We start from the raw sequence: 12,066 nt of genomic DNA on the forward strand, positions 1-12,066 counted from the left end.
TGGACGTGAGCGGAGCCTGCGAAGCGAGGTATCGATGAAGGTCATGGCGCAGCTGGCGATGGTGATGAACCTCGATAAGTGCATCGGCTGCCACACGTGTTCGGTGACGTGCAAGCAGGCGTGGACCAACCGGTCCGGCACCGAGTACGTGTGGTTCAACAATGTGGAAACCCGTCCGGGCCAGGGGTATCCGCGCACGTACGAGGATCAGGACAAGTGGCGCGGCGGCTGGGTGCGGGACAAGAAGGGCCGGCTGCGCCTCAAGGACGGCGGCCGGTTGGCGAAACTGTCGAAGATCTTCTCGAATCCGAAGCTGCCGTCGATCCAGGACTATTACGAGCCGTGGACGTACGACTACGAGAATCTGACGAGCGCGCCGCTGGGTGATCAGATGCCGGTGGCGCCGCCGCGGAGCCTCATCACCGGTGAGCCGATGAAGGTGGAGTGGTCGGCCAACTGGGACGACAACCTGGCCGGTTCGCCGGAGATCCTGGCCGGCGATCCGGTCCTGCAGAAGGTCAGCGAGCAGGTGAAGCTCGAACTCGAGCAGACGTTCATGTTCTATCTGCCGCGGATCTGCGAGCACTGCCTCAACCCGGCGTGTGTGGCGTCGTGCCCGTCGGGGGCGATGTACAAGCGCAGCGAGGACGGCATCGTCCTTGTCGACCAGGACAAGTGCCGCGGCTGGCGGATGTGCGTGTCCGGATGCCCGTACAAGAAGGTGTATTTCAACCACAAGACCGGCAAGGCCGAGAAGTGCACGTTCTGCTATCCGCGGGTGGAGGTGGGGCTGCCGACGGTGTGCGCGGAGACGTGTGTGGGCCGGCTGCGGTACATCGGGTTGATGCTGTACGACATGGACAAGGTCACCGCGGCCGCATCCGTCGAGGACGAAAAAGACCTGTACGAAGCCCAACTCGACGTGTTCCTGGATCCGCGGGATCCGCAGGTAGTGGCGGCGGCCCGGCAGTCGGGGATCCCGGACACGTGGATCGAGGCGGCGCAGCGCTCCCCCGTACACACCCTGATCAAGGACTACCGGGTGGCGTTGCCGCTGCATCCGGAGTTCCGGACGGTGCCGATGGTCTGGTACATCCCACCGCTGTCGCCGGTGGTGGACGCCGTGAGCCGCGACGGCCACGACGGCCAGGATCTGGGAAACCTGTTCGGGGCGTTGGAATCCCTGCGTATCCCGATCGAGTATCTGGCGGAGTTGTTCACGGCCGGGGACACCGAGGTGGTGTCGGATGTGCTGCGGAAGCTGGCGGCGATGCGCTCGTACATGCGGGACATCAACCTGGGACGTGAACCGCAGGAGCATATTCCGGCGTCGGTGGGGATGAGCGAGGAGCAGGTGTACGCGATGTACCGGCTGCTGGCGCTCGCGAAGTACGAGGAGCGGTACGTCATTCCGTCTGCGTATGCGACGGACGCGCACGGCCTCGAGGAGACGGTCACCGACTGCGCCCTCGATTTCGACGGCGGCCCCGGCCTGTACGAGCAGGGGTCGGGCCCGTTCGGGGAATCGAGCGGCGGACCGGTACCGGTGGCGGTGGAGACGTTCCATGCGCTGCGGCAACGGCAGACCAGTGAGGCGATGGGAGCCAACGCGTCCCATCCGTCGCGGGTGAATCTGCTGAACTGGGACGGCAAGGGCGTGCCGGACGGCATGTTTCCGAACGGGGGCGGGCAATGAGGCTGCGGCGGCGCACGGGTTCGGGTGCCCGGCAGCAGGATCGGGTGGTGTGGCAGTGCGCGTCGCTGCTGCTGGCCTATCCGGACGCCGGGCAGTCGGATCGGTTGGACACGGTGGAGACGTTGCTGGCGCACGTCCCCGAGGCGGCGGGGCTCGCGGCCACCGTGCGCGCGCTGCGGGCCCTGCCGGAACTCGAGGCGGCCACCGCGTACGTGGACACGTTCGATCTGCACTGCAGAACCACACTGCTGCTGACGTACTGGACGGACGGCGACACCCGGAACCGGGGCGAGGCGATGCTGCGGTTCGCCCGCGTCTACCGGGAGGCCGAGGTGGAGCCGCCGGCCGGGGAGTCGTCGGATCATCTGGCGGTGCTGCTCGAGTTCGCGGCCACCGTCGACCCGGCAGCGGGCGGCGCACTGCTGGCGGAACATCGTCCGGCGATCGACCTACTGCGGCAACGACTGACCAAGCTCGACTCCCCGTACGCGGCGGTGCTGACGGCGGTGGCGTCGACGCTGCCGGTCGCCACGGACCGGGATATGGAGCGGTCCCGCCGGCTGGAGATGTCGGGTCCGCCCGCCGAGTCGGTGGGGTTGCAGCCGTTCACGTTGACCGTTCCGCCGCGCCGCAGCGAAGGAGTGCATTGACATGTCGGCCGCCGAAATCTATTGGGACATCATCCCGTACGTGACGTTGGCGGTGCTGATCGTCGGTACGTGGTGGCGGTACCGGTACGACAAGTTCGGGTGGACGACGCGGTCGTCGCAGCTGTACGAGAATCGGCTGCTGCGCATCGCGAGCCCTCTGTTCCATTTCGGGATGCTGGTGGTGATCCTCGGCCACATCATCGGGTTGGTGATTCCGAAGTCGTGGACCGAGGCGATCGGCGTCAGCGAACACATGTACCACTGGGGTGCCGCGGTGCCGGGCACGATCGCGGGTGCCGCGACGCTCGTCGGGGTGGGGCTGCTGGTGTACCGCCGGCGGTCGACGGGCCCGGTGTTCACGGCCACCACCGTCAACGACAAGATCATGTACGTGGTGTTGGTGGCGGCGATCGTGGCCGGCCTGGCGACCACCGTGATCGGGGCGTTCGACGGCAATGCGGCCCACAATTATCGGGAGACGGTGTCGCCGTGGTTCCGGTCGATCTGGATTCTGCAACCGGACGGGGCGGCGATGGCGCGGGCGCCGCTGTCGTTCCACATCCATGTGACGGTCGCGCTGGTGCTGTTCGCGCTGTGGCCGTTCACCCGACTGGTGCACGCGTTCAGTGCCCCGTTCGCGTACCTGTTCCGCCCGTACATCGTCTACCGCAGCCGCGACGTCGCCGGACGCGACCAGTTACTCGGATCGGAACCACAGCGGCGCGGCTGGGACGTCGACGCCGGCGGCCCCCGCCACACTCGTTCGCGATAAGTGCGCGAAACGCGGCTCCCCCGGGCAGTTTCCGCGCGATAAGTGCGCAAAGCGCGGGCGAGGAAGGTCGACCGGGCCGTCGCATCGTTTTCGGAAGGGTGCGGTCGTTCAGCCCAACGTCACGGAGCGGTCGCCGAAGTCTGCCACGACACGTAAGCGTCCGCCGAGGGCTTCGACGTAGGACTCGAGGGTTCCGAGTTGGGTGTGCCGGAGGTCGCCGCGCTCGATCTGCGAGACCCGTGACTGGGATACGCCCATCAGCTCGGCCACCTGTTCCTGGCGGGCAACCTGTTCACGACGGACCTCGACCAGACGATGGGCCCGAACTTCCTCCTGCAGAGCCTTCCTGGCATCGTCGATTGTCTGAGCGTCGAGTTGTCGAGCAGCCTCCGCCCGCACGTCACGCCAATTTCGAGCCATGTCGCACCTCCCAGGTTCTATTGCTTGTTCTGCTCGTTGAGCCAGAGTTCGTAACGACCTTCGGCTATCGGAATATTGTCCGTGTACCACTGCTTCCACTCTCCGGCCTTGTCTCCGGCGACCAGCAGGATGGCCTGACGCCGGGGGTCGAAGACGAACAGGATTCGGATAGAAGTTCCGTGTGGTCGTAGTTCTTTCATGTTGTGGATCCGCGAGCCCTTGACCTTGTCGACTGCTGGCCGACCAAGTGTCGGGCCTTCGGCCTCCAAGTAGTCGATGGCGGCGGTCACGGCCGCTGCGTCGTCGTCACCGGACGCGACCAAGGAGAGATACCACTCCTCCACCTCGTCGAGAAGGACAACTTCACACCTCATGGACCGCTCTCCACCTCCCGTGGCCGACGAACTATCCACCTCAATATAATGCTTAACTTCTATTGAGGGTACCTGCACACCTTGCGCGCCGACCGACACGCTCGCCGCCTCGACCCGACTGCAGGTGTGCGAACCGTGACTCCCAGCCGGCCTGCTCGGAGACTCTGGGCTGCGACGTAGACCTGAAGCCCCACGCCGGGGCGTATGCTGACCGCCACGAGTCGTGGGACTTGCGGGCTTCGGCCTCCCCCCGCGGACACAGGAAGTGGAGAGGGAGCCTCGCTGTGCGGGGTTCCCTCTTTCTTGTTCGAGGCATCAAACCCCGCGACGCCTGACCCTCCCCCGACACCCCCGCGGCGCTCGTGCCGAAATCCCCCGTTCGTGCGGATTGCTGTGTCACAGTGCACGTATCTGCTCGGTCGACATGGATTGGGGCTTCACTGATGGACTCGTTCTGGGATTTTTTCTGGTTGATTCTGGTCAGTTTCGCGTTCGTCGCGTATCTGATGTTGTTGTTCTCGATCATCACGGATCTGTTCCGGGATCATCAGACGTCGGGGTGGGCGAAGGCGATCTGGGTGGTGTTCTTGATCGTCTTCCCGTTCTTGACGGCGTTGGTGTATCTGATCGCGCGTGGGGATGGGATGGCGAAGCGGTCGGTGCGGGCGGCGCACGAGGTGCAGAGTGCGCAGGAGCAGTACATCCGGCAGGTGGCGGGTAAGTCGGGTCCGGAGCAGATCGCGGATGCGAAGGCTCTGTTGGATGCGGGCACGATCTCGCAGGCGGAGTTCGATGCGCTGAAGGCGAAGGCTCTGGCCTGACGGTCCGATAGACGATGATGCCGCGTCCCCGGTCGGGGGCGCGGCATCGTCTATTCCTGCTGTGGAAAACTCGCCTCGTGGGTATGAGCACTCGGATGACTCTGCGGGGCCGGTTGGCGTTGCGTGCGGCGGCGGTGGCGGCGTGGGCGTCGCAGAAGGCGGGCCGCGGTAAGGGCTCGATGATCGGTGGTCTGATCGCGTTGAAGATCGATCCGTCGGTGATGGTGCAGTTGGGTCGGGGCCGGCGCACGGTCGTGGTCACTGGCACGAACGGGAAGTCGACGACGACGCGGATGACGGCGGCGGCGTTGGCGACGCTCGACGAGGTGGCGACGCAGGCGGACGGTGCGAACATGGATGCCGGGATCGTGGCGGCCCTGTCGGCGCGGGTGGATGCCCCCTTGGCGGCGCTGGAGGTGGACGAGCTGCATGTGCCGCACGTGTGTGATGCGGTGGATCCGGGCGTGATCGTGTTGCTGAATTTGAGCCGCGATCAGTTGGATCGGGTGGGGGAGATCAACAAGATCGAGCGGACGCTGCGGGAGGGCCTGGCGCGGCATCCGGATGCGGTGGTGGTGGCGAACTGTGACGACGTGCTGATCACGTCGGTGGCGTTCGATCACAAGAATGTGGTGTGGGTGGCGGCCGGTGGCGGTTGGGCGAACGATGCGGTGAGTTGCCCGCGCACCGGGGAGCCGATCGTGTGGGACGGCCCGCACTGGCGGAGCACGGGCTCGGATTTTGCGCGTCCGACGCCGCAGTGGTGGCTGGACGACGACAACCTGTACGGCCCGGACGGGCTGGTGTTGCCGTTGGAGTTGTCGCTGCCGGGTAAGGCGAATCGGGGGAATGCGGCGCAGGCGGTGGCGGCGGCGGTGGCGTTGGGTGCGGATCCGCGGGATGCGGTGCGGGCGGCGTCGACGGTGCGGGAGGTGGCCGGCCGGTACAGCATGGTGCAGGTGGGGGCGCATTCGGTGCGGATGTTGTTGGCGAAGAATCCGGCGGGCTGGCAGGAGGCGCTGTCGATGATCGATCACAGTGTGGACGGTCTGGTGATCGCGGTGAACGGTCAGGTGCCGGACGGCGAGGATCTGTCGTGGTTGTGGGATGTGCGGTTCGAGCATTTCGAGGGTGTGCAGGTGGTGGCCGCGGGTGAGCGGGGCACGGATCTGGCGGTGCGGTTGACGTATGCGGGGGTGGAGCACACGTTGGTGCACGATCCGTTGCGGGCGATCGCGGCGTGCCCGCCGGGGCGGGTGGAGGTGTTGGCGAATTACACGGCGTTCCGGGATTTGAACACGGCGATCGCGAAGGAGAAGAGCCGCGATGTCTGAGTCGACGGTCCGTATCGGTCTGGTGTTGCCCGATGTGATGGGCACGTACGGGGACGGCGGGAATGCGCTGGTGCTGCGGCAGCGGTTGCGGATGCGCGGGCATGACGCGGAGATCGTGGAGGTGACGTTGAACGATCCGGTGCCGGAGTCGTTGGACGTGTACACGCTCGGTGGTGCGGAGGATGCGGCGCAGCGGTTGGCGACCCGGCATTTGACGCGGTTCCCGGGGTTGCAGCGGGCGGCGGAGCGGGGTGCGCCGGTGTTGGCGATCTGTGCGGCGATCCAGGTGTTGGGGCACTGGTACGAGACGTCGTCCGGGGAGCGGGTGGAGGGGGTGTCGATGCTGGATGCGACGACGGCCCCGCAGGCGTCGCGGTCGATCGGGGAGATTGTGACGTCGCCGCTGATCGGCGGGTTGACGCAGCCGTTGTCGGGGTTCGAGAACCATCGGGGCGGCACCACGTTGGGGGCGGACGCGAAACCGGTGGGCCGGGTGACGCGGGGTGTCGGTAACGGTGTGGGTGACGGTGTGGAGGGGGTGGCGCAGGGTTCGGTGATCGGCACGTATCTGCACGGCCCGGTTCTGGCCCGTAATCCGGAGCTGGCCGATCTGTTGTTGGCTCGCGCGCTCGGTGTGGACGCCCTGCCGGCGTTGGATCTGCCCGAGGTGGAGTTGCTGCGCCGGGAGCGGTTGGCGGCCCGGTAGTACGGCTTCCACGCGCCGGATCGGGTGCGCGGAAGCCCTCTGAGACCGGTTCTGTGGCCGGTTCGCACAAATTTTTTCGACTGGGACACCCCGTCCGGCGCACTGCCGGGCGGGGTGTCTTGCGAAGATTGCGAAGGCTGCGATCAGGCTCCGATCCGGGCATCCACGACGGTCTGCCGCCGATCGCCGATGTCGGCGCCCGCACATCGCGGCAGGCCCGCACAGTGCAGGAACGTGTGTCAGTCAAACAAACAATCGAAAGAAAATTGCCCCGCTCGCAGTAAATTGTACTGCAGTACAAAAAGCGACCTCTTCCAGGATCTGCGAAGAGAGTCACCACGCAGTCAGCGACCTTCCTCGAAAAAAGATTCCCAATTTCGATGCGGGAACACATATCAGTCCTCTAACGTCTGAGTCCGGTCCACAGTTCCTCACAGCAGCAAGGCTTGGACCAGTACGAACCGGGGTGCAACTGGGGGTGAGGCCCTACCCGCACACATCAGGAATGTTCGATCAACACTGCTCTTTCAAACCTGAAAGGTTCTACGCAATGAACTACAAGAAGATCGGCTTCGGTGCCGCAGCCCTCGCGTCCGCGACCACACTCGCGTTCGCCGGCACCGCCCAGGCAGCCACCGCTGTCGAGGGAACACCCACCAAGGACTACCAGCTCTGCGGCACCGTCTACGAGGGCGCGGCGGGCGACTGGGTTGCGAACACTCCGGTGCCGTTGAGCAAGACCGGCGTCGGTGGCGTGGACGTGACCGGCGTTCTGACGGGCAACACCCCCTGGACCGACACCGTGACGACCGCTCCCGACGGCACGTTCTGTCTCGACGGCACGCTGTCGATGGCGCTGGACGTGCAGTTCGGCGGCGCCTACGTCACCCTGTCGGTCAAGCCCGCCACCCTGCCCGCCGGCAAGAGCGTGACGAGTTCCAACCCGTGGGCGGACGGCGGCTCGTCGCAGATCAACTCGTCGGTCTTCAACGCACATCAGCACCCCACGAAGAACTCGGCGTGGGGCTTCTACTTCACCGTGAACTAAGGAGAAAGTTCGTGCTCGCAGCTTTCGTCAAGTCCCTGATGGGACTGATCACTGGGGTGACGCCCACGCTGGCCGGTTCGCTCGACGGTTTGAACACCATGTCGAGGAACGATTACTCGAGCGAGATGTGAGGAATCATGGGATCTGTCGCTGACGCCACCGCGTCGCTGGGAATGACGGTTCAACGAATGCTGCCGATGCTGGCGGGCATGTTGATTCAGGTTCCGTTGACGCTCTCCTTCGGAATCCCGCTCTGACGGAAAGGCTGAATCACATGTCACTCCAAACATTGTCTGCAGATTTCATCGCGCTGATCTCCCAGTCCTGGATGGGAAGCAGCAGACCGCTCACAACGTTCCTCATCTCTCTATCCTGAACGGAGGTAGTTGCTGTGTCATCGAATTACTGGACGGGGTTGATGAACCTCATCTCGGGGGTCATCACCCTCACCGTCACCGGACTCAATACCGCCTCCGCAGAAGGCGCCGGGTGGTCGAGCTATCAGTCGGCCAGCGGAGGCTGACGAGCACGCAGTGATCAGCTCACTTGATCACTGACACGCATGAAAGGGAGGTCTTGTGCAGCAGCCCGCTGCACAAGACCTCCCTTCTTGCATAGAGGGACCAAAACCTGAATACCTAGGCATAGCCACTGCCCCGAACAGGGGTGTGGCCGGGAATGCTTTCACATCCTCGGCCGCATCTCTGCTTCTCAAGTCTTTCACCGTGACCGGCTACTCATTCGATCCGCACTACCGAAACTACGCCCACACCCCATAGCCGGCAAGGCCTCGAGCTGCACTTTCCCAACTTGTGACCGTCCCACCACACCCGTGGCCGGCCTGTTACCGCATCGGGCGCCCGGGACCCATCCAGCTCACCGTCGACGCATGATCGCCACCGGTACGGCCGCAGCCGATCTCGGTAGCGCCCCTCAGTCCATGCCCGCCCGGTCGTGTCCGATCATCCGGTCGACGTCGTAGGCCGACAGTTCGCCGGCGTTCAGAACATCCACCGGGCGCCGGTCACCGAGATGCGGCTGCGCCGTGCACCACCAGTCAAGCGTCCCCCAAGGATCGAGATCACACTCCATCACCACATTCGCGTACTCGGCGACAGGCTTGATCCGCTTCCGCTCTCGATCGAACTGGAAAACCGGATACCGATACCGGCCATCGATCTCGACACCGAGCAGTCGGTGCACCGCCCGCGCCTCGTCCACCGACACCAGATTCGACACATCCGACGCCGAGAAGAACTTCGCAACGTCAGATGGGCCAACCATGTCGTGCTCCAACGAGAGCGGCAACACGTAGGTGATCGCCTCGGCGCGCGCTGCGGGATCCGCGCCCTCCACCGGGCCTGGAACCCCGTAACCACACACCGGAATCCGAACCAACACCGCTTACGCCTTCGCCTGCCGTCGAGACCGGCGATGCCCACGCGTAACCGTGACATCGTCGCGAACCACCATGTCCGGGTCCCGGTCGACCTCGTCGGCCTCGGCAAGTGCACGCTCGAGCTTGCTTCCCATGACTACCATCATTCCCGATGAAGCCACCCCCGGCACCCCGTCTACCGTCCGCTGTGCTCGAGGTCGTCGAGCAGCCGATGCCACTGGTCCAGGGCCTCCACACCGGTGGGGATCAACACCGGATCGGGCACCATCGGGGGGCCGATCACCGTGCCCGGGGTCGTCGCCTGCTCCGTCCCCAACCCGTTCGGTCGCGGGGCCGTCCGTGAACCGCGTTGCGCCACATCCGGTCCCGGCGGACAGAACAGCGTCAGATCCGGCGTCACCGGCCCCGTGTCCCCCACCGTCCGGCGCGGCGTGTCGTATCCGCACACCGGCCCCTGCGTCCCCACCAACGCGAACTCCGCCCGATCCCCCCGCACGATCGACTCCAACTTCCCCAACCCCACCGGAATATCGACCAGGCCCGCCGCCACCGCCGCCCGCCGATCCGCCACCACCGGCGTCACCCACGCCAGATCCGCCAGCAACGCCCCGAACGTGCCCGCCTCCCCGTCGAACAGCTCCCGGGTCCGGGACAGTGCCGCCGGTGACCGCCCCACCAGATGCTCCAGCAGCTCCGACGCGTCCCCCAACTGCCCCGACACCGTCCGCGCCGCACTCGCCGTCCGCTCGAACGCGCCCGCCGCACCGGCCGCCGACCCCGCCACCGACACCGTGCGCTCCAGCAGCGACCGCACCGTCGGCGTCTGCCGCGCCACCACCCCCGACAACCGGTCGCCGTCGTCGATCATCCGCGCCAGATCCGGGCCCACCCCCGCCAGCGCCGCCCCCACCTCGTCGCCCACCGTCGCCACCGCCGCCGGATCCACCCCGGCCAGCAGCCGCGCCGTCTCCCCCAGCACCTCACCCATCTGCACCGGCTGCCGCTCCGCCGGCGCCGCCACCTCGTCCCCGTCCCCCAGATACGGGCCGCCCGCCCCCGGATCGGGAACCAGGTCGACGTTCTGCAGGCCCGCCACCGTCCCCATCGTCACCGTCGCCGCACTCGCCCGCGGAATCCGCGTCCCCGGATCCAACTCCACCTCCACCCGCGCCCCGGATCCGTTGCCCGCCAACGACACCGACGCCACCCGCCCCACCTGCACCCCCCGATACGTGACACTCGTGCCCGCCGTGAGCCCGAACGCGTCCACCATCTCGGCATGCACCCGGATCGGGTCACCGAACGCCCGCGGCCCCGCCACATAGGCGATCCCGAACGGCACCACCAGCGCCGCCGTCACCGCGAACAGGATCAACTCCACCAGCACCACCCGCCTCACCGGTCACCTCCCGCGCCGTCGAGCGGTATGCCGCCCGTCATCAACGTCTCCAGCCCCGCCGGAACGTCGAGGGTGCCGTCGAACACCAGATAGTCGCCCTTCACGGCCCGACCGAAATTCGCCGTGAACGTGTTCATCGCGGTGAGCGTCTCCCCGATCCGATCGTTGAACGACCGCAACGACGCCACCACCGTCGCCCCGTCCCCCACCAGCGCATCCAGATCCCCCGCCGCCAGCACCGCGTCCGCGTGCTCCGCCAGCCGGGCACTCGACGCCGCCAGCGCCGCCAGCCGATCCCGCTGCCCCGCCAGCACCGTCGTCGCTGCCGGCACCACCGCGAGGAACCCGTCGAGCGCCTCCTGCCGCTCCGCCCACCGCCGGGACACGTCGGCCGCCAGCCCGATCGACGCATCCAGGTCCGCGAGCCGATCCGTCGCCGTCCCCGTCAGCGCCGACGCCGCATCGAGCAGCACCCCCACCTGCTGCGGTCGATCCGCGAACGCCGTGTTCAGCTCGTCGACCACCGTCGCCAACTGGTCGACGCCACTGCCCGACAGGACCGTGCCGAGGGTGGCGAGGGCGCTCTCGAGCTGCGGGCCGACCTCGGTGCGGGACTCGGCGATCACATCCCCGTCCGCCAGCAGTGCCGGCGACGGATCCTGCGGCACCCGCAACCGCACGAACGGGCTGCCCAGCGCCGACGGCAACTCCACCGCCGCCGACACGTCCCGCGGCACCGGCGCCGACCTCGACAGGCTCAGCTGCGCCGCCGCCCCCGACTCCCGCGTCGACAACCCGGCCACCCGCCCGATCACCCGCTGCCCCGACCGCACGTCCGCCCCCACCAGCAGCCCGTCCGCCCCAGCCAATTCCAGTGTCACCGTGTAGTTCTCGCCCGGAAGCGACCGTCCCACCGGCAGATCCTGGATGCCCGCCGCACACCCCGACAGCACCACGGCCGCCGCCGCGCACCCCACCGCCGCCCGGCCCCTCACCGGCCCGCCCCACCGGAGAGCAGCGTCGCCAACCCCAACGGGTCCGACGCACTGATCGGGAACGAGATCGGATTGGTGATCCCCACCCCCGAGCACACCGGCAGCGGATACCGCTCGCACAGCGGCCGCGCCACCGCGAACTGGGTGAGCGCCGTCGACACGTTCAACCGGATCCGGCCCCGGCCGTCCGGGCCGACCGTCCGCGACAGGTTCTGCATCAGCAGCGGCACCAGATCCAGGAACTCCGCCAGCTCCGGCTGCCGCGCCGCCACCGTCTCCCCCAGCACGTCCAGGTTGCGGGCCACCGACCCAGGGCCCCGGAAAGGTCCGATGAGGCAGCTGTGACCTGCGGATTCGCGGAGGCGGGGCCGGTGTTTTGAGGGTGTGACCTACCGGCTTGGATGGAAGTTGCGAAGCACCCAGCCGAAACCAGAGGTCACACCCGTATGTCA

At 66.8% G+C, this 12,066-nt stretch carries 13 protein-coding genes and 1 pseudogene; 8 read left to right on the forward strand and 6 right to left on the reverse strand.

Annotated features, from left to right (window positions below; translation table 11 throughout):
* Positions 1 to 34 precede the first annotated feature (34 nt).
* From narH to narI, 3 genes are read left to right on the forward strand one after another with little or no spacing between them, the layout of a single operon-like run.
* Positions 35 to 1,696, forward strand: coding sequence for a nitrate reductase subunit beta (gene narH, locus E0497_RS14605; protein ID WP_137725517.1), 1,662 nt, complete (start codon positions 35 to 37; stop codon positions 1,694 to 1,696).
* On the forward strand, positions 1,693 to 2,346 hold the full coding sequence (gene narJ / locus E0497_RS14610) for a nitrate reductase molybdenum cofactor assembly chaperone (protein ID WP_137725518.1): 654 nt from the start codon (positions 1,693 to 1,695) through the stop codon (positions 2,344 to 2,346). The genes narH and narJ overlap by 4 nt, the downstream gene beginning before the upstream one ends.
* 1 nt (position 2,347) lies before the next feature.
* The gene (narI, locus tag E0497_RS14615; protein WP_137725519.1) at positions 2,348 to 3,118 is read left to right on the forward strand and encodes a respiratory nitrate reductase subunit gamma; all 771 of its coding nucleotides are present in this window, start codon (positions 2,348 to 2,350) and stop codon (positions 3,116 to 3,118) included.
* Between the two features lie 108 nt (positions 3,119 to 3,226).
* Here narI and E0497_RS14620 read toward each other — a convergent pair whose 3' ends face one another.
* Entirely contained in the window at positions 3,227 to 3,538 is a 312-nt protein-coding gene (locus E0497_RS14620) for a helix-turn-helix domain-containing protein (protein WP_137725520.1), read from the reverse strand.
* 17 nt (positions 3,539 to 3,555) lie between these two features.
* On the reverse strand, positions 3,556 to 3,912 hold the full coding sequence (locus E0497_RS14625; RefSeq protein WP_137725536.1) for a type II toxin-antitoxin system RelE/ParE family toxin: 357 nt from the start codon (positions 3,910 to 3,912) through the stop codon (positions 3,556 to 3,558).
* A gap of 443 nt (positions 3,913 to 4,355) precedes the next feature.
* On the opposite strand from E0497_RS14625, the gene E0497_RS14630 reads away from it, so the two are divergent.
* The 5 genes from E0497_RS14630 to E0497_RS21005 all read left to right on the forward strand — a co-directional run bounded on the left by E0497_RS14630 (position 4,356) and on the right by E0497_RS21005 (position 8,344).
* Complete coding sequence (locus E0497_RS14630; protein WP_137725521.1) at positions 4,356 to 4,733, forward strand: SHOCT domain-containing protein; 378 nt, start codon at positions 4,356 to 4,358, stop codon at positions 4,731 to 4,733.
* Between the two features lie 83 nt (positions 4,734 to 4,816).
* Complete coding sequence (locus tag E0497_RS14635; RefSeq protein ID WP_137725522.1) at positions 4,817 to 6,067, forward strand: Mur ligase family protein; 1,251 nt, start codon at positions 4,817 to 4,819, stop codon at positions 6,065 to 6,067.
* Positions 6,060 to 6,773: a type 1 glutamine amidotransferase gene (locus E0497_RS14640; protein ID WP_137725523.1), complete on the forward strand. Its 714-nt coding sequence runs from the start codon at positions 6,060 to 6,062 to the stop codon at positions 6,771 to 6,773. The genes E0497_RS14635 and E0497_RS14640 overlap by 8 nt, the downstream gene beginning before the upstream one ends.
* Before the next feature lie 550 nt (positions 6,774 to 7,323).
* Entirely contained in the window at positions 7,324 to 7,821 is a 498-nt protein-coding gene (locus E0497_RS14645) for a hypothetical protein (RefSeq protein WP_137725524.1), read from the forward strand.
* A 391-nt stretch (positions 7,822 to 8,212) separates the two neighbouring features.
* Positions 8,213 to 8,344: a hypothetical protein gene (locus E0497_RS21005; RefSeq protein ID WP_277751688.1), complete on the forward strand. Its 132-nt coding sequence runs from the start codon at positions 8,213 to 8,215 to the stop codon at positions 8,342 to 8,344.
* Positions 8,345 to 8,754: 410 nt separating this feature from the next.
* On the opposite strand, the gene E0497_RS14650 is transcribed toward E0497_RS21005, so the two are convergent.
* The 4 genes and pseudogenes from E0497_RS14650 to E0497_RS14665 form a co-directional block, all read right to left on the reverse strand.
* Complete coding sequence (locus tag E0497_RS14650; protein WP_137725525.1) at positions 8,755 to 9,105, reverse strand: hypothetical protein; 351 nt, start codon at positions 9,103 to 9,105, stop codon at positions 8,755 to 8,757.
* A 290-nt stretch (positions 9,106 to 9,395) separates the two neighbouring features.
* Positions 9,396 to 10,619 carry an MlaD family protein gene (locus E0497_RS14655; RefSeq protein ID WP_137725526.1) on the reverse strand — a complete coding sequence of 408 codons (1,224 nt, stop codon included), beginning with the start codon at positions 10,617 to 10,619 and terminating at the stop codon, positions 9,396 to 9,398.
* Complete coding sequence (locus E0497_RS14660) at positions 10,616 to 11,614, reverse strand: MCE family protein (protein ID WP_137725527.1); 999 nt, start codon at positions 11,612 to 11,614, stop codon at positions 10,616 to 10,618. The genes E0497_RS14655 and E0497_RS14660 overlap by 4 nt, the downstream gene beginning before the upstream one ends.
* Positions 11,611 to 11,925 (reverse strand): annotated as a pseudogene (locus E0497_RS14665) (MCE family protein); the annotation flags it as partial. The pseudogene E0497_RS14665 and the gene E0497_RS14660, both read right to left, overlap by 4 nt.
* Positions 11,926 to 12,066: the final 141 nt, after the last annotated feature.

Source organism: Prescottella subtropica (assembly GCF_005434945.1).
Lineage (GTDB): Bacteria > Actinomycetota > Actinomycetes > Mycobacteriales > Mycobacteriaceae > Prescottella > Prescottella subtropica.